The following is a 21,334-nucleotide window of genomic DNA, read 5'->3' on the forward strand; positions in this document are numbered from 1 at the left end:
CGCAAGGACGCCCCGCTTCCTTTTGGGAAGTGTCTGCCGTTACTGCGCGGCGGGCGCGGCGGTATCGGTGCTGGAATCCGTGCTGGTGCTCGAATCCGTGGTGGTTTCAGCTTTGGCTTTCATCTGGGCTTTTTTTGCGCGCTTGGCTTTTTTCTTGGCTTCGTGCTTGGCTTTTTTGACGTGCTTCTTCACGGCTTCGGCCTTGGGCGCAGGCGTGGTGGCGGTCGTCGTCGCATCGGTGGTCGTGCTTGCGACCGGCGCGGACGCGGTGGCGTCGGTGTTCATGGATGCGTCCTGCGCGAAAGCCGGGGCGACGAAAGCGGTCATCAAAGCGGCCGCCAGCAGGGTGGATTTGAACGAGGTCATGGAAGTCTCCAAAGGGGTAAACCGATGCGGGTCAAAAGCGACCCGTCGGCGATGGGAACGCTGCGCCTGGATTGTGGTGAAATAAGTCCGGGTTATGGACGAAATTGAGGCAGGATTATGAAATATCCTGGTGCACGGTTGAAGACTGGAATTCCAGATACGCCGCGATTTGCGGCTCGCTATATCCCAAAATCCGCCCGGTCATGAGATGCGCATGGTCGTCGTGAAATCCTTGTAACCACATCAGCGCACCCGCGCGCCATGCTTCGGTCGGCAAGGTGAAAACCACGGTGCGATAGACGCGCCCGAGATTTGGAATCGACCTATCGGTCGAAAAACGTTTGATGCGTCCGGCTTCGATATGCGGCGCGAAGGCGCGTTCGGGAATCGCGGCCTCATTGGCCGTTCCGTCGCGATTGACGAAATCGGCGAACAGCGCGGCTTTTTTCTCGCCCATCAGCATCAATTCCAACTCGCGTCCCTCGTGCGGGTCCATGCCAGAGGTGAAACTGGGCGGGGGTGTTTTTTTCATCGAGTGTCAGGCCGCGAGCTTGCTTTCGATCGCGCGCACCGCGTCCTCGGCGCGGCTGCCGTCCGGCCCGCCCGCCTGCGCCATGTCTGGGCGTCCGCCGCCGCCCTTGCCGCCCAGCGCTTCCGCCCCGGCCTTGACCAGATCCACGGCCGAGAATTTCTTGGTCAGGTCGTCGGTGACCGCGACGACCAGCGACGCCTTGCCCTCGTTGATCGCGACCAGCGCGATGACGCCGGACCCGAGTTTGGATTTCAGGTCGTCGGCCAGGGGTTTAAGGTCGCCCGCCGGAATATCGGCCAGCACCCGTGCGGTGAATTTCACCCCGCCCACTTCCTTGACCTCGGGCGCCGCCGCGCCGCCGCCCCCGGCGGCCAGTTTGCGGCGCAGATCCGCGACCTCTTTTTCCAGCCGTTTGCGCTCCTCGACCAGCGCCTCGACCCGGCCCGGCACGTCGTCCGGCGCGGCCTTGAGAAGCTGCGCGGTTTTCTGAAGCATCGAATCCCGTCCCGAAAGATAGGCGATGGCGGCATCGCCGGTCACCGCCTCGATCCGGCGGATGCCCGCCGACACGGCGGATTCGGAAACGATCTTGAACGCGCCGATGTCGCCGGTGCGCTTGGCGTGCGTGCCGCCGCAAAGCTCCACCGAGAATTCCTTGGCCGCGCCGTCCTCGCGTCCGCCCATCGACACGACCCGCACTTCGGAATCGTATTTTTCGCCGAACAGGGCCATGGCGCCGCTTTCCCGTGCTTCGTCCAGCGGCATGACCCGCGTGACGATATCGGAATTGGCGCGGATGCGGGCGTTGACCTCGGTCTCCACGGCAGAAATATCCTCGGCGCTCATCGGCACGGGTTGCGAAATATCGAACCGCGTGCGCCCCGCCGTCTGCAGCGAACCTTTTTGCGCGACATGCGTGCCCAGCCGGCGGCGCAGGGCCTCGTGCAGCAAATGCGTCGCCGAGTGCGCGCCACGGATGAAATCGCGCCGCGCGATGTCGATGGAAAGGTCGATGGCGTCGCCCTCGCGAATCGTGCCCTTGGTCACGCGCACTCCGTGCGCCCAGATCTTGCCCAGATGTTTCTGGCAATCGAACACCTCTCCCGCGAAACCCTCGCCCGCGATCCGGCCTTCGTCGCCGACCTGTCCGCCGGATTCGGCATAGAACGGTGTTTGATTGGCGACGATCCAGACCGTTTCGCCGGCCTTGGCTTCTTTCACGCGCGCGCCCTCGCGGATCAGCGCCAGCGCCTTGCCCTCCGCCTGATTTTGGGCGTAGCCAAGGAATTCGCTCGGCCCGCATTGCTCCAGAATCTCGAACCAGACCTTGTCGTTCGCGGCTTCGCCCGATCCGGCCCAGTGTTTGCGTGCTTCCTCTTTTTGTTTTTCCATCGAGGCGTTGAATTCGTCCATATCGACGGCGATGCCGCGCGGTTTGAGCGCGTCGGCGGTCAGATCCACCGGAAACCCGTAAGTGTCGTACAGCTTGAACGCGACCTCGCCCGAAAGCGTGCCGCCTTTGGCAAGGTTTTGCGTTTCGTCGTCGAGCAGGCGCAACCCGCGCTCCAGCGTGCGCTTGAAGCGGGTTTCTTCAAGCTTCAGTGTTTCGGTGATCAGGGCCGATGCCGCGATCAGTTCCGGGTACGCCTCACCCATCGTGCTGATCAACGTCGGCACCAGCTTGTACATCAACGGCTCCTGCGCACCCAGAATATGCGCATGGCGCATGCCCCGGCGCATGATCCGGCGCAGCACGTAGCCGCGCCCTTCGTTCGACGGCATCACCCCGTCGGCCAGAAGGAAGGCGGAACAGCGCAGATGGTCCGCGATCACCCGGTGGCTGGCCGCCTGCGGCCCGTCCGGATTGACGCCGGTGATCTGCGCCACATGCTCGATGATCGAACGAAGCAGATCGATGTCGTAATTGGAATATTTGCCCTGCAGCAGGGCGGCGATGCGCTCCAGCCCCATGCCGGTGTCGATCGACGGTCTGGGCAAAGGCTTGCGGATATGTCCGCCCTTGCCGTCCGGCTCCTGCTCGAACTGCATGAACACGAGGTTCCAGAATTCGAGGAACCGGTCGCCGTCTTGATCGGGCGAGCCAGGAGGGCCGCCTTGCAGCTTGTCGCCCTGATCGTAAAAGATTTCCGAACACGGGCCGCACGGCCCGGTATCGCCCATCATCCAGAAATTGTCGTTGGTCGGGATGCGGATGATTTTGGAATCGTGGAAACCCGCGACCTTTTTCCAGATCGCGGCGGCTTCCTCGTCGCTCGAATGTACGGTGACCAGAAGCTTGTCCTTGTTCATGTCGAAATTCTTGGTGACCAGCTCCCACGCGAAGGCGATCGCGTCGTCCTTGAAATAATCGCCGAACGAAAAATTCCCCAGCATTTCAAAGAACGTATGGTGCCGCGCGGTATACCCGACATTGTCCAGATCGTTGTGCTTGCCGCCCGCGCGCACGCTTTTCTGCGCGGTGGTGGCGCGGGTATAGGGGCGTTTTTCCGCGCCGGTGAACACGTTTTTAAACTGCACCATGCCGGAATTGGCGAACATCAATGTCGGGTCGTTCTGTGGCACCAGCGGGCTGGAGGCGACATGCGTATGCCCCTTGCCGACGAAGAAATTAAGAAACTCCGCGCGAATGTCCTTGACCGAAACCATTGAAAACCGCCTGTAAAACGCTGAAAGGAAGGCCCTATTAGTGCCAAGCGGCGCCGGCAAATGCAAGCGGCATTTCTGCGGCGCGGATGCCTTACCGGCTGGTGGGGACGTCGTCATCCTGCACCGCGCCGACGACGATATCGTTGGAATCGTGGCTCAAGTCGCGGTTGGTGGCGCGGGCGTATTGCGCGGGGTGCCCGGCCGCCACGGCGTCCAGTGTCGCGATGCCGTTTCCACCGGCGTCCAGCCGCAGGGAATAGATCCAGTAATTCGCCATCACCTTTTCGACATAGCCGCGCGTTTCCTGATACGGGATCAGTTCGATGAATAAAAGCGGGTCGTCTATGCCTGCGAACCGCGCCTTCCACGTGGCCAGATTGCCGGGGCCGGCGTTATAGGCGATCGCCGCCTCGAACAGGTTGCCGTCCGTGCGATCGAGCAGTCTTTCGATATATTTCTGCCCGATCATCATCGACGTCGCGGGATCGGCCAGCGCGGCGGGGTCTGCCGCCACCTTGTCCATTGCGCGCGCGGTGCGCGGCATCATCTGCAACAGCCCGCGCGCGCCCGAGCTTTTATTGGTGGCGGCGACCCGGAATCGCGATTCCTGCCGGATAAAGGCGTTCAGCAGCGCGGGTTCCAGCCGGTATCCGTCCTTGGGCTGCCACGGCGCCACGGGATAGAACGCGGTATCGACGCGCCCGCCCGCCGGATGCTGCAACAAGCTGGCGATCCGCATCACCGACGCGGGGTCGAGCACGCCGACCGCCAGCGCGGCCAGCGCCTCGCGCCATTGCGGCGCGGATTTTTCGTCAAGCAGTTGCAATTGCAGCCGCGCCATGTCCATCTGCCCCGCCTGCGCGAGCTTGAGCGCGCGCACCGCGCCGGGGTTCTGGGCCAGTATCTGCAAATGCCGGTTGCCCAAAGGCGGTACCGACCAGTTGAAATCGAACCGCGCACCCAGGGCGCGGGTCGCGATCAGGCCGTAAAACTGGCGCGGATAACGCGCGGCCTCGGCCAGCCAGCGCGACACCGCCTTGTAATGTCCGGTGCGCATGGCCGCGCGCCCCGCCCAATAGGCGGATGCCGCGCGCAAATTCTTGTCGGCATAGGCCGAATGCGGCGCCCAGGCGAAATATTGTCCCGCCCGCGCGTAATCGCCCAGCGTCCAGCTGGCAAGCCCCGCGGTCCATGCCGCTTCGGGCACGAGCGTCCCGCCGATTTGCAGGGCCAGATGCCCAAGCCGTTGTGCCGCCTGCGCGTGGTTGCTGTAAAGATGCGCGGCGGCGATATTGCCGATCAGCCTTGCGTATTCGATCCGGTCCAGCGTGCCCGCCGCCAGCGCGCGGCGCGCGATGCCTTCCGCCTGCGCCAGATCGTCGGTCTTGAGCAAAAGCCCGACCGCCCGCGCGATCGAATCCGCCGCGTCCTGTTGCTTCGGCGTGCGGGGCAGGGGTGAACGATAGACGCGCGGCGCATCGGCGACGCCCTCCGGCAGCCAGATGCTGGACCCGGCATTGTGCGCATCGCGCGTCATATGCGCCCAGTCAAGCAGGCTGGAATCCTCCAGCTTCGCTTCAAGCGCGCGCACCGCGCCGCGGTCTCCGCGTCGTTGCGCGGCGAATATCTTGCGGTACAGCGCGACGTCGTGCGCCGAAAGCCGCATCGCGTTCGCCGACGGCGCGGTATTGGAGTCGGACGCGAGCGCGGCTGGAGCCGGACGCGAAACGGGTATGGGAATGATGTCGCCGCTGGCCCGCGCCTTGGGTACGAAAACGTACAGGCATGCGCATATTGCGGCGGCCGTTACGACGGCCCCCCCGATACGCTTGCGATAACGCGGTTCAGGAAACACACCCATTCTAGGGCGAATAGTGGGGCCGGGGGAGAGAGTCCAGCCTGCCCGGTAAAAATTTTTCGTAACCGTGAAATATTATTGCGGTAGTGCCGCAAGCTCTTGGGATAACAACAACAGATCCTGCCACGCCTTGCGCTTTTGCACCGGTGTACGCAACAGGAAAGACGGGTGATAAGTGGGTAGGATTCGCGGCTTCTGGCTGAACGGTTCCAGCCCCGCGCCGATATCCGGCGTCACGGGTTTATAGGTGTAAAACTTGCCGCGCAGACGCGAGATGGACTGGTCCGTGGCCATCAGCCCCTTGGCCGCCACCGCGCCGGCCAGCACCAGAAATCGCGGGCGGATCAGGGCGATGTGCCGTTCGATGAAGGGCAGGGCGATCTGGATTTCCGCCTCGCTCGGAGTGCGGTTGCCCGGTGGCCGCCAGTTGAGGATGTTGCTGATATAAAGCGCCCGGGCGGCGTCCTGCGCGCCGCGCGCAAGGTCGATGCATGCGAACATGCGATCCAGCAACTGGCCCGAAACCCCGACAAAAGGCAGGCCCTGTCGGTCTTCGTCCGCTCCCGGCGCCTCGCCGATCACCATTACCGGTGCGCCGGGGTTGCCGTCGGCGAAGACCATGTTGGTCGCGGTGCGTTTGACGTCCAGCCCGTCGAAATCGCGAATCGCCGTGCGCAGATCTTCCAAAGTCATTGCCGCGCGCGCCGCCGTGGCGGCGTCGTGCACCGCCTGCGCATGGCTGCCGCTTGCGGCCGGACGTCGTGCCGTCGCGTATGCCCCGGAGGATTCGATGGCGGATACGGTAGTGGATGCGGGGACAGGCCCGGCGGCGCCGGGCGTGGCACCGGGCGTGGCACCGGACATGGCACCGGACATGGTCATGGGCTGGGGCGACGCCTTTTTCGCGGTCCGGTTGACCGGGGCATCGTCGACGGCCACTTCGACGCCGTTGTCGAGATGCCATTGCAGCGCGTGTGTGAAAGGATGTCCCATGGCCTTTGCATTGTCGGTGCCGGATGTCATAGTCGTAGCAGACACGAAAAACGCCTGCCACCGAAACCTGCCACCGAAAGATGCCCGGTTCCTCCTTATGACCGATTCCGATCCTGCCCCCATTCGTCCCGACCGCTCCGTAATGGCCTATGACGTCGTGATCGTCGGCGCCGGACCTGCGGGGCTTGCCTGTGCGATCCGCTTGAAACAGCTTGATGCGGGGTTAAGCGTCTGCGTGCTGGAAAAGGGGTCCGAGGTTGGCGCGCATTTGCTTTCCGGCGCGGTGTTCGAGCCGCGCGGCCTTGACGAGCTTATCCCCGATTGGAAGGAACGCGGCGCGCCCTTGCGCCAGCCTTGCGGCGACGACCGTTTCCTGTTCCTGACCCGCACGCGCGCCTTTCGCCTGCCCACCCCGCCGCAGATGCACAATCGCGGCAATTATATCATCTCGCTTGGCGAACTTGGCCGCTGGCTTGCCCGTCAGGCCGAGGAGCTGGGTGTCGAAATCTATCCCGGCTTCGCTGCTGCCGAAATGCTTTACCGCGACAATGTCTGCATCGGCGTCGCGACCGGCGACATGGGCGTCGACAAGCGCGGCGAACACACGGCGCAATTTCAGCCGGGGATGGAACTGCACGCAAAAACCACTGTGCTGGCGGAAGGTTGTCGCGGTTCCCTGGCCAAGCAGGTGATGTACAAATTCGACCTGCGCAAAGGGACGCAGCCGCAGACCTATGCCCTCGGCGTCAAGGAGGTGTGGGAGGTTTTGCCCGAAAAACACCGCCCCGGCCTGTGCGTCCACACACTGGGCTGGCCGCTGAAATCAGACACTTATGGCGGTTCCTTCGTCTATCACGCAGAAAACAACCAGGTGCTGATCGGCTTCGTCACCGGTCTTGATTACAAAAATCCGTATCTTTCGCCGTTCGAGGAAATGCAGCGTTTTAAACTTCATCCCGCCGTGCGCCCGCTGCTCGAAGGGGGCAAGCGCATCGCCTATGGCGCGCGCGCGCTTTCCGAAGGCGGGCTGCAATCCCTGCCGAAATTGACCTTCCCCGGCGGGCTTCTGGTCGGCGACACGGCCGGTTTCCTGAACGTCGCCAAGATCAAGGGCAACCACGCCGCGATCAAGTCGGGGATGCTGGCGGCCGAGGCGATCGCGGGCGCGAAGGATTACACGTCCCTGTTCCGCGAAAGCTGGCTGTACCGTGAACTTTACCGCGTGCGCAACATCCGCCCCGGCTTCAATCGCGGGCTGGTCATGGGCCTGATCAACGCGGCGTTCCAGACGCTGGGCGGCTGGCTTTTGCCCTATACCCTGAAAAACCACGACGATTACGCCTGTACCGGCAAGGCCGCCGATTACCCGCAAATCGCCTATCCCAAACCGGATGGCGTCGTCACCTTCGACCGGCTTTCATCCGTGTTCTTGTCCAACACCAATCATGCCGAGGACCAGCCCTGCCACCTGCGCTTGCGCAATCCGACGATACCCGTCGACGTCAACCTGCCGCTATACGCCGAACCGGCACAGCGTTACTGTCCGGCCGGCGTTTACGAGATTGTCGAGGAAGACGGCAAAAAACGCTTTCAGATCAACGCGCAGAATTGTGTACACTGCAAGACCTGCGACATTAAGGATCCGTCGCAAAACATCGACTGGACCGTGCCGCAGGGCGGCGACGGGCCGAATTACGGGGCCATGTAATGAATACGCAACGACGCCTTCCCACTTTGATCATCCTGATCGCGCTTGGTTTTCTCGCCTACGCGATCGCCCGGTCACCCCGGCCGCATGGTGGTGGGGAAGATACGGGCGCCGATGGCGCCGCCACCCGCCCACAGGCGCAGGCCGCGGCGAACTGGACGCCCAATGAAACCGTGACCGGCGATGTTCTGGCCGCCAATTTCGCGCAGGACCAGCACGACTGGGCCACGGCCAACACGTATCTCGACAAGCTTTCCGACCCGAACGCGAACGACCCGACGACGATGCTGCGCATGATGCTGCTCGCGCTCAGCGCGGGGCAGTTCGACCGTGCCGCGCAATACGCGGCGCAACTTGACAATATCGACCCCGATCAGGCGCAGGGCGGTGCCGGGGCCACGGTGGCCGGCGACGGGCACGATCTGGCTACGGTCGTGCTGCTGGCGCGCGCGGTGCGCGGCGGCGATCTGGTGGGCGCGCAAAAACTTCTGGGGACGCTGCGTTCGCCCGCGCTGGTCGCCTTCGTCCAGCCGGTTTTGATCAGCTGGATCAAGGCGGGTCGCGGCCTTCCGCTCGATTCCGGAGTCGACGGTCTGGCGCTGCTGCAGGCGCTGCATCGCGGTCTTGCCGCCGAATGGGCGGGGCAGACCGATGTCGCCAACCGCGTGTTCGACGCGCTGGCGCGCGTGCCGCTGACCCCGTCGGGTACGCTGATGATCGCGGCTTACAACATTCGCCAGCACCGCACCGAACAGGCGCGCGCCGCGCTGAACGAGGCATTGCGCCTCAATCCCATGGACAAGCAGGCGAAGGCCTGGCTCGACGCCCTCGATCAGGGGCGCACGCCGGATATGCCCGCGCAGTATTCCTACCACCTCAAGGGCGTGACCGCGGGCGTGGGCTTGGCCTTCATGGATCTGGCCCAGACGATGCTGGCCGACCATGCCGCCGATTCCGCGCTGATCTTCGCCCAGCTTGGCCGCATGATCCGCGGCGACGTGCCGGGTCTTGCCCTGCTGGTCGGCACGATTTTCGAGGAACAGAAACGAGAAGCCGATGCCGCCGCGATCTATGAAGGCGTCCAGCCCGGCGATCCCGATTATGTTGACGCCCAGATCCGGCTGGCCCAGTTGCGCGCCGCAGGCGGCAAGACCGATCAGGCCGAATCCCAGCTCGAATCCCTGCTCGAAAAAAGCCCGGAACCGCGCATCGCCTACGCGTTGGGCGAGATTTACCGCGATGCGGGCGATTACAGCAAGGCGGTGGCTAGTTACGACCGCGCGGTGCAGATGTCCGGCGGCCGCGTCGATGACGATCTCTGGTCGGTTTATTTCGTGCGCGCGATGGCCGAGGACGAACTGGGCGAATGGCCGAAGGCGGAAGCGGATCTCAAGACCGCGCTTGAATACCGTCCGGAAAACCCGCAAGTGCTTAATTTTCTGGGCTACAGCTGGGCCGACAAGAACCTTCACCTGGCGCAGGCGCGGCAGATGCTGATGCGCGCGATGGCCCGCGCGCCGCAGGACCCGTATATCACCGACTCGCTCGGCTGGGTGTTCTACCGTCAGGGCGACCTGACTCAGGCGACGACGCTGCTGGAACGCGCCGTTTCGCTCAAGCCCTACGATCCGGTGCTTAACGACCATCTGGGCGACGTCTATGCGCGCACCGGACGTTCGCTTGAGGCGCGCTATCAATGGCAACGCGCGCTGGATTACGCGGATTCGGTCAAGGACGCGAAACTAATCGGCGAAATTTCGCTCAAGCTTTCAAACGGGCCCGCCGCATTCGTGGCGCAGGCCGCGGATACGAAGAATCCTCAGGCGAAGTAACGCAGCCGCGCAAGCAGCACGCCCGCGATGAATCCACCCGCATGCGCGGCCCATGCGACGTCGCCCACGCCGATGAAATTCCCCATCGCCGACATCGCCAGCGACAGGCCGATCCACAGCGCTGCGACGCCCCAGATCCCGTAACGACCGGCTTGCATCCGTCCGTCCGCCTGCAAGCGCAAAATGACATAGGCGAACAGGCCCGACAGCGCGCCCGACGCGCCCACCATCGGCTGGGTGGAATGCGGCGCGATGGCGAATTCCGCCGCTGCCGCCACGATACCGCTGGCCAGAAACAGGATCGCCGTGCGCTTTGCGCCCAGCATCCGTTCGCACGCAGCGCCGAAAGCCATCAGCATCAACCCGTTCATCGCCACATGCAGCCAGCCGCCATGGATGAACAGATAGGTGACGGGCGTCAGAACCGCGCTGTCCTGCCACAGGCCGGGCACGGTAAATCGCGCCGCGATGAACGTGAAACGGTAAGCGAGGGGCAGCACGACGTCGGCAGGCCCGAATTTAAGCGCGATTTCGATCGCGACCAGAAGCGTCAAGGTCCATGCCGTCAGCGGCGGCAGGTTCAAAAGCGGCGGTTGGTTCTGGTTGGACGGGCGTTTGAAAGGCGTGACGCTCATGCTGCGGTGCAATCCGGGTTCGGGTTGTTTTGTGGTATAATGAACATATCAGCGAAGGAGGGCAATTCCATGACGGACCACATTCCTGCCGGGAATAAAACCGACGCTTATATCGCGCGTGAACGCCAGTATCTGGCCCAGATTTACAAGCCGCTTTCGATCGTCCTCAATCGCGGCGACGGGGTGTGGCTTTGGGATACCGAAGGGCGCAAATACCTCGATTTCCTTTCCGCTTATTCCGCGGTCAGCTTCGGGCATTTGAACGCGCGCATCAAACAGGCGCTGATGGACCAGCTCGACCGGCTCGACATACCCGCGCGCGCGTTCCACACCGACCGTCTGGGCGAATTCGCGCAGACGCTTTGCGAATTCACCGGCATGGACGTGCTGCAACCGATGAATTCTGGGGCCGAGGCGGTGGAAACCGCGGTCAAGGTCGCGCGCCGCTGGGGCCACCAGGTCAAGGGCATCGCCGACGGACGCCAGCGCGTCATCGTTTCCGCCGGGAATTTCCACGGCCGCACCACGACCATCATCAGTTTTTCCTCCGACGCCGACTACAAACGCGGCTTCGGCCCGCTGACGCCGGGGTTCGATATCATCCCGTTTGGCGATCTGGCCGCGCTGGAAGCCGCGATCACGCCCGACACCTGCGCCTTTCTGACCGAGCCCATTCAGGGCGAGGGCGGGATATTGATGCCGCCGCCCGGCTTTTTGAAGGCGGCGCAGGATTTGTGCCGCAAACACGATGTGCTTTTCTTCCTCGACGAGATCCAGACCGGCATGGGCCGCACCGGACGCGATTTCTGCTTCCAGCACGAAATCGACAAACCCGACGGCCTGATGCTTGGCAAGGCATTGGGCGGCGGCATTTATCCGGTTTCCGCGTTTCTTGCGCGGCGCGACGTGATGGACGTGCTTGATGCCGGCAGCCACGGTTCGACCTTCGGCGGCAACCCCATTGCCGCCGCGATCGGGATCGAGGCGATCAAAATCTTGCGTGACGACCGCCTGTCCGAGCGCGCGGCGGAACTGGGCGAACATATGCTCGGCCGCCTGCGGGCGATCAAATCGCCGCTGGTGCGCGACGTGCGCGGACGCGGCCTGTTGATCGGCATGGAGATCGACCCCGCGCGCGCCACGGCGCGTCAAGTCTGTGACCGGCTGCTGGAAAAGGGCCTGCTTTCCAAGGACACGCACGGCACGGTGGTGCGTTTCGCGCCGCCGCTGATCATCGAGCGCGAACAGCTGGACTGGGCCGCCGACACGCTTGCCGCGACCCTGGCTGAAATGGCGTAACCAAAACTAAAAAAGATCGTGTGCCGCGACGCCGGAAGCCGAAACTTCCCGGTGGCGCCGCGGTCACACGACAAACGGCCTGGAGTCTCCCGGGCTCAGGGGGACACCTCCAGGTCGAAGACGATGCGGAACGGCTTGCCGTTCCCGGCGGGTATGGCGTCGACGCCGGCCACCCGCGCGTTTGATTTTAGCTGCACGGCAAGGATGGTGCCGCCCGACCCTTCGGCAGTGGCGCTCCATCCGGCCAGCAGGGATGAATTTTTGGCCCCGCCCTTGAGTGCGGTGGACCAACCTGCCTGTGGCAGCTCGATCATCAAAAGATGTTCGCTGTTATCGAGGTTGTAGCTGTAGGGCGTCTTCGCCCCGACATCGAGAACGATGCGCGTGCGCGTGACTTTGGAATCCGTGTGTTCGCCCACGCGCAGCGCCGATACGTTTTGCGCGCCGGACTGGGCAGGGGATGCGGGCGCGGGCGCGGGTTTTTCGGGGGCCGGTTTTTCATCTTTCGGCGGCGTGGATTCTGCGACAGGCGTCGGGACGAGGGGTGCCGGGGCGACAGGAGGTGGCGCGGCAGATGCTGCGGGTGTGGGCTTGTGGGCCTTCGTGGGCGGTTTCACTTGCTCTTGCGTAAGGTCGGCGGCTTGGGCGTCCGGCATCGGACCGATATCGGGGATCGACATCGCATCGTCGATATTGGCGCGCGAGCGGCCTTTGACAGCGGAGGCGCCGCCGCCGTTCGGCACCAGCGTCTGAAGCTGCGCGACCAGTTCCTCCATGTCGCTTTCCACCGCGCTCAGGCGGATGATGGCGGGCTTGATCGCGTCGAATTCGCGGCGCATATCCGCGACCGCATTTTCCAGCCGTTTAAAACGCGCCTCGTCGTTTGAAAGCTTCTGCGCGAACATCGTATCGGCGTTGATCCCGCGCGCGGGGGCAAGGGCGGGCAAACCATTGGGCATGTATTCGGTGCCGCTTTGGCCGGGTTGAAGGGGGCGGTCATCCATGCCGGGGGGCACGCTGATCGCGGCGATGGCCGCGCCCTCGCTGACATTCTCGCTGACATTGGGGTTGCGTTCGGCAGAGGAGGACGTGGGGCCGCAGGCGGCAAGGGCGGCGAACATGAAAACGAATCCGATGGCCGCAGGGCCGCCGGACTTGATTTTCAATATCGTAACAATCCGTCCGCGCCAGGGCGGACGAATCATTGAAAGGAAGGACATCAGGTGAAAAACCCTGTCCGGAAGATGAGCCCAAGGAGAACCAGATAAGAAATTTTGAATGAATATGCGGACTTACGCTGATTCGCCCCCATTACAATGGTACGTGCTTTGGCGGAATCCCGTCAATAAGGTATGGAAACCGGGGATTCTGCAGGTTGCCGCGCGCCCTCCCGCGCGGTAAAGCTGGACATTCATGCAACGGATTGCCCTGATACTTATGGCCCTTTTGGCCCTGTGCGCCGCGCCCGCGGCCGTTGCCGCCACCGCAAATGTGGTTCAGGCGCTGGATTTCGGACAGTGGTTCATCCTGAACAATAACGGCGATTACACCATTACCGTGGCGGCCGACGGGTCCTACAGCCATTCCGGCAGCCTGACCCAAATCCGCGCGCCGCACCCCGGCATCTACAACGTCACCGGCCTACCGGCGAATACGGTGATCAATGCGGTGACCGCGACCCAGACCCAGGCGATGACGGCAGGCGCTGGCGAACAGATGACGATGGATAATTTCGATGTGACCGCCCCCGGATCGACAGACGGCAGCGGCGCGATGAGCGTGCATCTGGGCGCGGTCGCGCATACATCCGGAAACGGTAACGGGTACGCGTCGGGCGCCTATTCCGGCACAATCCAGCTTTATTTCGATTTTTGATGTGAAAAGGGTACGGAAAATCGCCGGTTTCGGCTTTTGTCCGGCACTGTTCCCGGTTAGGAAGGACGAAGCATACGAGGATATGACGATGAGCATGAAAACCCTGCGCTTTCTTTTTGCCCTGTTCTTGATTTTTACCGCCTTCTCGGTGGTTCCGGCCCGCGCGGGTATTGCCGTGTCGCCCATGACGGTGATGATTTCCGGGCACCAGCGTTATGCCGATGTCACGGTCATCAATACCGGCGATTCTGTGGAAACCTACGAAATGGCTTGGCGTCACATGCGTATGCAGGAAAAGACGGGCAATTACGACAATGTCGAAACATCCCCTGACGGGGATTTCGATCTGGCTGCACATCTGGTCTTTTCCCCGCGCCGGGTGACGTTGGCGCCCCACGCGGCACAGAAAATCCGTATGGCCCTGCGCCTTGACGGGGCCGTGCCGCCCTCCGGCGATTACCGCGCGCATTTCCTGCTGCAACAGACATCCTTGCCCGATTCCGCCGCCGATGACGACGGTAACGAAATCAAGGATAACAAGGTTTCGGTCAGAATTTTGGTCGGGTTCAGCGTGCCTGTCGTCTATCGCGTCGGCGATGGCCGTGCCAAGGCGGTGATCGGCGACGTCGCCACGCGCATCAACCCCGACACGCACGCGATAGAATTGACCGTGCCGGTCACGCGCGAGGAAGGGCCTTACGGCATTCAGGGTACGCTTGGCGTAACCTATGAATCACCCGATGGCTCACGCCGATATATCGGCGGCCTGAACAATGCCAATATCTTCCGCGAGATACGTGAGCGCGATTTTACCCTTCCGCTGAAGGTCAAGGCGCTCAGCGGCGGAAAACTGCATATCGTCTATGCGGATGCCAATGATGAAAAGACGATCTATGCCGAAAAATGGATCCCCGTGGGGAAATGATGGCGGCAAAGGACCGTAAACGAAAAAAGGCGCCGTTCGGGCGCCTTTTTTGCGGGACTGGTGAAATCCCGAATTGACTTGATGGTTTAGTACGCGAAGGCGACGTTAAAGCTGGCGGTATCGGCGCCGGTGGCGGCCGTACCCGTAAGCGTGATGGTCGCGCCCAGATAGACAGGTTCGGCGGCCGTACCATCGGAAATCACGACGTTGACGGCGGCGCCGCCGGGCGTGACGCTGGCTTCGGATGCGGCCCCGTATTTATAGGTGGTGCTGCTCAGCGCGATATGCGTGTTGTCCGTAAAGGCGCCAAGTGCCCCGACCGACATGTGTACGGTCGTGTTGTTTTCCGAGGCAGAGCCACCCCCAATTTGCACGGTTACCTGCGCTGGGGTCGAGTTGGCGGCAACGCTGGTCAGCGTGGCGCTGGTACCAGGGGTCGCCGTGACGGTGCCGGCCGTATCCTTGACCAGGGTCGAGGCGGTTGAGCCGGCGGCATAATACCAAGTGCCGAAAGCCATGTCGGCCACTTTGGTGGCGGTCAGTGCGCCCAGAATCGTGACGGTGGCGCTAACGTTGACGTTGTCCGCCGCGCGTACGACGGCCATCGGCGCAAGGCCAAGGCCGACAATCAAAGCGCCCGTCAGGGCATATTGCTTGAAAGAATGAAACTTCATGTGAGGATTCTCCTGCGTTTAAGGGCACATGCGTATGCGCCAGAGGTTATTTTTCCGATTCCCAAAACTAAGAATGATCCGGTCCGCTACGAGTTCTTCGCCCCTTTCAGCCGAATCATCTTCTAAAAAATAGCATAAGTTAAGAATCGATAATACAAGGTTAACAAAAGCCACACGCAATTAATGAATATGAAAAAATGAAAGCTTTTCAATAAGTTCATATACATAATGCAATGTTAAACATAACCTGTTTTCAATTGTTTGTGGCACGCCCTTTGCAACCATGCGCGTGCATGCTTGGGCGTAAGAAAAACCCACTGTTACATTTGTTTCTATGGGCCGCGGTGACGGGCCTTTTACTGATTCCGCCCTGCGCGGCGCGGGCGGCCACCCCGAAAAATACGACCCCGAAAAATACGACGACGGAAACCGTGGTGGCGGAACCGCCGATGCCGATGCCTCCCGCCCGGCAGGCGGCCCTGCTGGAAATTGCGCGACGCTTTGTCGCAAGCGTGGGCGGAAAATTCGATCAGGTGGATGCACAACTCGGCCTGAAGCCGGATAAACGCGAAACGGTCGTGCTGCCCGAAGGGGAGACGCTGTTTTTCAACATCGTGCTGCCCCGCGATCTGCCGGTGGAAGGCATCGTTTCGGCCACGGTCGAACAGGGCCGCCTGCTCATCGCGCTGGGCGATTTCGCGGCGGCGCTGGAATTGCCGATCGCGATCAACGCGGGCAAGGGGACGGCGGATGGATGGTATATCCGCGAGGGCAATCGTTTCGACCTCAACCTCGCCACGCACACGGTCAGGACGGCGTCGGGCGAATATGCGCCCTCCGATGCCGTCGTCGCGCGCGATGGCGATATCTACGTCCCCGCCGACGAACTGGCGCGGTGGTTCGGGCTGACTCTGGCACCCGAAATCCAGACCCTGACGCTGAACGTCGCCTCGCCCGATCCGCTGCCGGTCGAGGCACGAAGGAATCGCGCCGGTGCGCCATTGAGCGTGCGCGCGAATGCGCGCCCGCAACTGCCGATGCACGAAGACGCACCGTCCAACGCGCCGGATGTGCCCTTTGTTGATGTTACGATGAACGCCGGATACACACGCGACGGCGCGACCGGCGATACAGGCACCAGTGGCGGCATGTCGGTGGCGACGCACGGTGATGTCGCGGGCGGGGTGCTGGTGACACACAGCCAGATCGACGAACATCAGGGATTGACCGGATTGCGCGCCAATTACCGCAAGGATTCGCCGCGCGCCGACCTGCTTGGCCCCCTTCATGCCCGCAGCTATCAACTCGGCGATCTGACGCCGCCGCAGCTTGCGTTGCAGACCAGCCTGCACGCGGGAAGCGGGGTGCGCATCACCAATATCGACCCGGGCAGAGTATATCTCAACCCTGCTGCCGGCATTACGGGATCCGCCACACCGGGTTGGGATGTCGAACTTTATCGCGGCGCGCAGCTTCTGGACCATCAGACCATCGGTGCGGACGGGCAATACGCCTTTACCGATGTCGGTCTATTTCGCTCGCGCAACGATTTCCGTCTGGTTTTTTACGGGCCGCAGGGCCAGCGGCGCGAGGAAAACGTATCTCTTCCCGTCGACCCCGCGCGCCTGACGGACGCGGGCAGCGTTTACGATGTGGCGCTGACCGCCGACGGAACCCAGCTTTACCGCAAGGGGGCGATGCCGGACAACATGGGCCAGCCGCGCCTGACCGCGCTTTACGAACATGCGCTGGGTGCCGACAGCGCGGTTGAGCTGGGCCTTGAATCCGGCGTGATCGGCACCGACGATAACCGCCGGCGTGTTACCACCGCGCATGCGGGCACGTCCACGGTGGCGGGGCCGATTCTGTTCAACGCCGACGCGGCGGCGCAGACGAATGGCGAATCCTCGGCCGCGCTGACGGCCAGCGCCGATATCGGGCGGCATCAGTTGCGCGACGAAATCACGTTCTCGACGCCCGAATTTGATGTCGCGCCGGACGGTGCGCTGCAGCCGCGCATCGAGAACCATTTTTCAGCGCATGGTCCGGCACCGCTGCAGATCGGACGCGGGACGAATTATAATTTCGACCTTGATCACAAATTTTATGGCGGCTACGGGGTGACGGACACGGATCTCGGCCTGTCATGGTCGTGGGGCCGCATGGCCTTCAATCAGAACCTTCATTACGATCGCAATGGCAGCGATACGACCGATGCGCTGGAAAGCCTGACCTCGGTGCGCGGCTCCTTGGGGCGCACCCGCATCCGGTTCGACACCGATTACAACATCCGTCCCGACCCGGCGCTCGACCATATCGAAATGGAATTCCAGCGCGACATTACGGAAGACATCGACGCCCGGCTTGACCTGATGCACAGCGGCATCGACCGCCTGAACACCGCGACGGTACAAGCCAACTGGCGCACCGGCCATGGCATCGTTTCGCCCAGCCTGTCGTATAATTCGCGCGGCGACATGGGCGTCTACCTGAACACCAGTTTCGGCATCAGCCGCGATCCGCAGACGAAAAAAATCATCGTCGGCGACGATCAGACAGGCACCAATGGCAGCGTCGCGGTGCTGGTCTATCTGGATAAAAACGGCGATGGCAAATACGACGAAGGCGACGACCCCATTCCCGAGGCGACCATCCAGATGGTCCAGAACGGCGGCGCGGTCGAAACCGACAAGACCGGACACGCCTTTTTCACCCGCCTTCAGAATTTCCGTGCGACCGATGTCGAATTGATCCCGGAATCGTTGGCCGACCCGTACTGGCTGCCCGCCGCGCGCGGCGTGTCCATCCTGCCGCGCGAAGGTCATGTGACCCAGCTTGAATATGCCGTTCATATGGGTGGCGAGGTCGAAGGCCGCGTCTATGGCCGCACCGGCAAGGGCAAAAAACAGAAACTGACACCCTTGGGCGGCCTGTCTCTGGGCCTGTACGACGCCGCAGGCAAAAAGGTGATCGGCACACGCACGGAATCGGACGGGTATTATCTGTTTGCGCCGGTGCCGCCGGGCGATTACGCGCTGATGGTGGATGGCCGTTCGACGACCGATGGCTGGCAACGGCCGGACCCGGGCCCCGTAAAAATCGGTTATGACGGCACGCAACTTCTTGGCCACGACATTTACATGGCTCCCGGTGCGGACGTGCCGGTGCAGGTCTTGGCCGGCCTGAAATCGGTCGAGGGCGACGACCCCGGCCTTGACCCGCGGCGCCTTGATGACAAGACCGTGGTTCTCAACCTCGGTGTCTACAACTCGCGCGTGCTGATGGGCGTGATGTGGTACAAGATCCGCAAACTCGCCGGGAAAGCGATGGACGGTCTTGAGCCGTTGGTCGAACCTACCGACAGTTATGCCGCGGTGAAAACCGGCGAACACACGCTGCGCGTTTCTTCCGCGCGCCTGACGCTGGACGACGCGAACCGGCGCTGCCGTATCCTTTCCGCTGCCGACCTGCCCTGCACGGTCGAGGTATTGCCCGGCGGCCTGCACGTTGCCGATGCCGCACCCGCGAAATAAAAACCCCGCCTGTCCGGGGCGGGGTTTTTCGGCTCAAGCGGGGGCGAGCCTTGGTGTCGTGGCTGGACGCCTGCGCGGCTTTGCCGCGGCCACCGATTTTGCTGTCATGCCTGACGCGCGGCCCTGATTGAAGGCTTCACGTAGCGTCGACGCATCGACTTGAAGCGGCCGTGTTTCGAGCCTTTCCCCCTGTTTTACGCCAAGACCGATGGCGGCGGGGGCGGATGCTTCAAATCCCGCGCGGTTTCCGGCGCCCGCATGGCGCAGGCATGTGCGCGCGGCTTCCGGGCTGGTGAAGGCGCGGCCCATGACAAAGCCGGCAAAATAGCCGATGCATTTGGCGAAGGATGAGCTGGTGAAAGCGCTTTTAACGGACATGGTTTCGCTCCTTAGTGTGTCGTGCCGTGTTTTTCGGCGGCCAGAAAATCCAGCTCGAAATAATTTTTCGACTGCAGCCACACGGCGTATTTGGAAAGGTCTTTTTTCTCGGGCATGTGGCCCGTCAGACCGGGGCGCATTTCGATGCGGATCTTGTTGGGATCGGTTTTCCAGTCATAGACCATGGTATAGGACGTGCCCGGCTTTTCCCCGACATGCGTCCTGTACTTGATCTGGCCGGGCGCCATGGCCTCGTCCAGTCCGGCTTCCTTGAGAAATTCTTCGGCACTCATCTTCATGGGACACCCCTTATTATTGGTCTTTGTTTTTCGATGTGCCGTCCTGTTTTCTGGCGGGCGGCGCACCGTGTTTCATGCTTGTCTGCATATAACTTATGAAAAATAATTGAAGAAAGCGTTAATGCGCTGCTGGATAAAATTCCAAGCTTTTGACACAAAGTTTTTGCTATAATGAACATATGACCCGACATATCGCTTTTACGGCCCTGTGCCTTGCTTTTCTGGCTTTCGCAATGCCCGTCCATGCGCAGGACGCGACCGGCGCAGCGGCTGATCCCGGTAAACCGCCGCTATCGGGTGGCGGCACGGCGACCGGCCCGTCCTATATCAGTGCGGGGCCGATCAATCTGCGCGCCGGCGCTTTTGTTTCGCACCCTTACGCGCAGGACCAGCAGCAGAAAAACAACGTCAATCCCTACACGCCTTACACGGTGTCCAATCCGTTTTCGGCGCAATCCTATAACCAGTCGCAGGTCACGGCCCGCAGCTATGGCGGGCGCGGCGGTTCCGGCAACAGCATTCCCTCGCCATTCCCGGCGGGTTACGGGGATTAATCCTGAAGTACGATTGCGCTTTTCGCGAAAAGCGCGTGTGATCCGTATGTGCAAAATAATGTGAAGGATACGAACGCGGATCGCGTACGCCGTGCCGCGCTGGCGCTGGCCGCCGCGCTTTATGCCGTGGCGGGCAGCCCCACGCCGGACCATCCCGGCGGCATAGAGGTTACGATCATCGTCCTGATCCTGCTGGCCGTGCTGCCGCTGCGCCGCCCGCGCGGCATCTGGGTCGCGCCGCTGCTTGCGCTGGTGGCGTATGGTTTGACGCTGCCACTGATTGGCGGCGTTTTGATGGGCAACGACGCCGCCGACATGCTGCGCGATTTGGTCGCTTTTGCCGCGCTGGCCTTGCCGCTTGGCCTTGCCGCGTTGTATGCGCCCGGCCATGGGCGCGATCTGGTCTATCTCATGCTGGGCATCGGGCTTGTATTTTCGCTGCGCTTTTTACTGGGCGCGGCCGCGCCCTTCGGTGGTCCGCATGACCTTTTATACCTTGCGAATTCGCCGCTGGTCGCCTTTGCCGCCGCGTTCCTTCTGCTGTACGGATGTTTCGCGGCGCGCCGCGCGCGCGATGCTCTTGCGGCGCTGGTCTTGTCGGTGCCGCCGGTGCTGGCCATGACGGGCATGATGCAGCGCGCGACTTTGGCGCTGCTGGCGCTGGCGTGGTGCGCGCTGCTGGTCCGCGCGTGGGTTCTGGTACCGCGCCGGGCCCTGATGATCTCGCTGGGGTTTGCCGCGCTGGCGGCGCTGCTCTGGTCTCCGCTCGCATGGCTTGCGGCGCAATTATACGACAAGACACTGGCGGTCGGTGTCAACGCGCGCGGCGATGAACTGGCGGCGCTGGTGGATCAACTGGGGCAGAATCCGCTGACCGCGCTGTTCGGCGCGGGTTGGGGCGCGCTGGTCAAATCGCCTGCCGTGGGCGATTTATGGGTACGGTTTTCCCACGCTTTGCTTTCCGCCCTGCTGTGGAAGACGGGCTGGATCGGCCTTGCGCTGGCGGGTGCGGCGCTGGCGGCTTTGACGGTGCATGCATGGCGGCGGCTGGCGGGGGATTGGGTTATGCGCGCGGCGTTGTTCCTGCCGCTGGTTCCGGCGCTGTTTTTATATGGGTCCTATAAATCCTTCGGTTTCGGGCTGTTGCTAACCGGGCTTGCCACGGCGGATTGGACAAAGCCCAAACAGGAATGGTAACCACGAACC

Annotated in this window: 18 protein-coding genes; 8 read left to right on the plus strand and 10 right to left on the minus strand. The window is 62.4% G+C overall.

Features of this window, described 5'->3' with window-relative positions:
- Positions 1-39: 39 nt before the first annotated feature.
- The 5 genes from H6866_06745 to H6866_06765 form a co-directional block, all read right to left on the minus strand.
- Positions 40-366 (minus strand): hypothetical protein, encoded by a 327-nt coding sequence (locus H6866_06745; protein USO07128.1) that lies wholly within the window; start codon positions 364-366, stop codon positions 40-42.
- 115 nt (positions 367-481) lie between these two features.
- Entirely contained in the window at positions 482-898 is a 417-nt protein-coding gene (locus H6866_06750; protein ID USO07129.1) for a hypothetical protein, read from the minus strand.
- A 6-nt stretch (positions 899-904) separates the two neighbouring features.
- The gene (alaS, locus tag H6866_06755) at positions 905-3,565 is read right to left on the minus strand and encodes an alanine--tRNA ligase (GenBank protein USO07130.1); all 2,661 of its coding nucleotides are present in this window, start codon (positions 3,563-3,565) and stop codon (positions 905-907) included.
- Positions 3,566-3,656: 91 nt separating this feature from the next.
- Positions 3,657-5,426, minus strand: coding sequence for a lytic transglycosylase domain-containing protein (locus H6866_06760; GenBank protein ID USO07131.1), 1,770 nt, complete (start codon positions 5,424-5,426; stop codon positions 3,657-3,659).
- Between the two features lie 72 nt (positions 5,427-5,498).
- The gene (locus H6866_06765; protein USO08618.1) at positions 5,499-6,416 is read right to left on the minus strand and encodes a uracil-DNA glycosylase; all 918 of its coding nucleotides are present in this window, start codon (positions 6,414-6,416) and stop codon (positions 5,499-5,501) included.
- A 142-nt stretch (positions 6,417-6,558) separates the two neighbouring features.
- Between H6866_06765 and H6866_06770 the strand changes: the two genes are divergently transcribed.
- Together H6866_06770 and H6866_06775 are read left to right on the plus strand one after the other, a co-directional pair.
- Positions 6,559-8,124, plus strand: coding sequence for an electron transfer flavoprotein-ubiquinone oxidoreductase (locus H6866_06770; GenBank protein ID USO08619.1), 1,566 nt, complete (start codon positions 6,559-6,561; stop codon positions 8,122-8,124).
- The gene (locus H6866_06775) at positions 8,124-9,956 is read left to right on the plus strand and encodes a tetratricopeptide repeat protein (GenBank protein USO07132.1); all 1,833 of its coding nucleotides are present in this window, start codon (positions 8,124-8,126) and stop codon (positions 9,954-9,956) included. Before H6866_06770 ends, H6866_06775 begins: the two co-directional genes overlap by 1 nt.
- Here the strand turns inward: H6866_06775 and H6866_06780 are convergent.
- Positions 9,944-10,591 (minus strand): rhomboid family intramembrane serine protease, encoded by a 648-nt coding sequence (locus tag H6866_06780; GenBank protein ID USO07133.1) that lies wholly within the window; start codon positions 10,589-10,591, stop codon positions 9,944-9,946. The genes H6866_06775 and H6866_06780 overlap by 13 nt on opposite strands.
- Positions 10,592-10,660: 69 nt before the next feature.
- On the opposite strand from H6866_06780, the gene rocD reads away from it, so the two are divergent.
- The gene (gene rocD / locus H6866_06785; GenBank protein ID USO07134.1) at positions 10,661-11,890 is read left to right on the plus strand and encodes an ornithine--oxo-acid transaminase; all 1,230 of its coding nucleotides are present in this window, start codon (positions 10,661-10,663) and stop codon (positions 11,888-11,890) included.
- 95 nt (positions 11,891-11,985) lie between these two features.
- On the opposite strand, the gene H6866_06790 is transcribed toward rocD, so the two are convergent.
- Positions 11,986-13,056 carry a hypothetical protein gene (locus tag H6866_06790; protein ID USO07135.1) on the minus strand — a complete coding sequence of 357 codons (1,071 nt, stop codon included), beginning with the start codon at positions 13,054-13,056 and terminating at the stop codon, positions 11,986-11,988.
- A gap of 247 nt (positions 13,057-13,303) precedes the next feature.
- Here H6866_06790 and H6866_06795 point away from each other — a divergent pair, with 247 nt between their 5' ends.
- Together H6866_06795 and H6866_06800 are read left to right on the plus strand one after the other, a co-directional pair.
- Entirely contained in the window at positions 13,304-13,765 is a 462-nt protein-coding gene (locus H6866_06795; protein ID USO07136.1) for a DUF4402 domain-containing protein, read from the plus strand.
- A gap of 88 nt (positions 13,766-13,853) precedes the next feature.
- A complete protein-coding gene (locus tag H6866_06800) occupies positions 13,854-14,690 on the plus strand; it encodes a hypothetical protein (GenBank protein ID USO07137.1) in 837 nt (278 codons plus the stop codon).
- Positions 14,691-14,776: 86 nt separating this feature from the next.
- On the opposite strand, the gene H6866_06805 is transcribed toward H6866_06800, so the two are convergent.
- Positions 14,777-15,364, minus strand: coding sequence for a hypothetical protein (locus H6866_06805; GenBank protein USO07138.1), 588 nt, complete (start codon positions 15,362-15,364; stop codon positions 14,777-14,779).
- A gap of 344 nt (positions 15,365-15,708) precedes the next feature.
- Here H6866_06805 and H6866_06810 point away from each other — a divergent pair, with 344 nt between their 5' ends.
- Positions 15,709-18,897, plus strand: a complete 3,189-nt coding sequence (locus tag H6866_06810) for a hypothetical protein (GenBank protein USO07139.1) — start codon at positions 15,709-15,711, stop codon at positions 18,895-18,897.
- 33 nt (positions 18,898-18,930) lie between these two features.
- On the opposite strand, the gene H6866_06815 is transcribed toward H6866_06810, so the two are convergent.
- Both H6866_06815 and H6866_06820 read right to left on the minus strand, forming a co-directional pair.
- A complete protein-coding gene (locus H6866_06815) occupies positions 18,931-19,275 on the minus strand; it encodes a hypothetical protein (GenBank protein USO07140.1) in 345 nt (114 codons plus the stop codon).
- A gap of 11 nt (positions 19,276-19,286) precedes the next feature.
- Entirely contained in the window at positions 19,287-19,574 is a 288-nt protein-coding gene (locus H6866_06820; protein ID USO07141.1) for a hypothetical protein, read from the minus strand.
- A 179-nt stretch (positions 19,575-19,753) separates the two neighbouring features.
- Between H6866_06820 and H6866_06825 the strand changes: the two genes are divergently transcribed.
- Both H6866_06825 and H6866_06830 read left to right on the plus strand, forming a co-directional pair.
- Entirely contained in the window at positions 19,754-20,128 is a 375-nt protein-coding gene (locus tag H6866_06825) for a hypothetical protein (protein ID USO07142.1), read from the plus strand.
- A 60-nt stretch (positions 20,129-20,188) separates the two neighbouring features.
- Entirely contained in the window at positions 20,189-21,325 is a 1,137-nt protein-coding gene (locus tag H6866_06830) for a hypothetical protein (GenBank protein USO07143.1), read from the plus strand.
- The last annotated feature ends 9 nt before the right edge of the window (positions 21,326-21,334 follow it).

Source organism: Rhodospirillales bacterium (genome assembly GCA_023898805.1).
Classification (GTDB): Bacteria; Pseudomonadota; Alphaproteobacteria; order Micavibrionales; family UBA1664; genus UBA6145.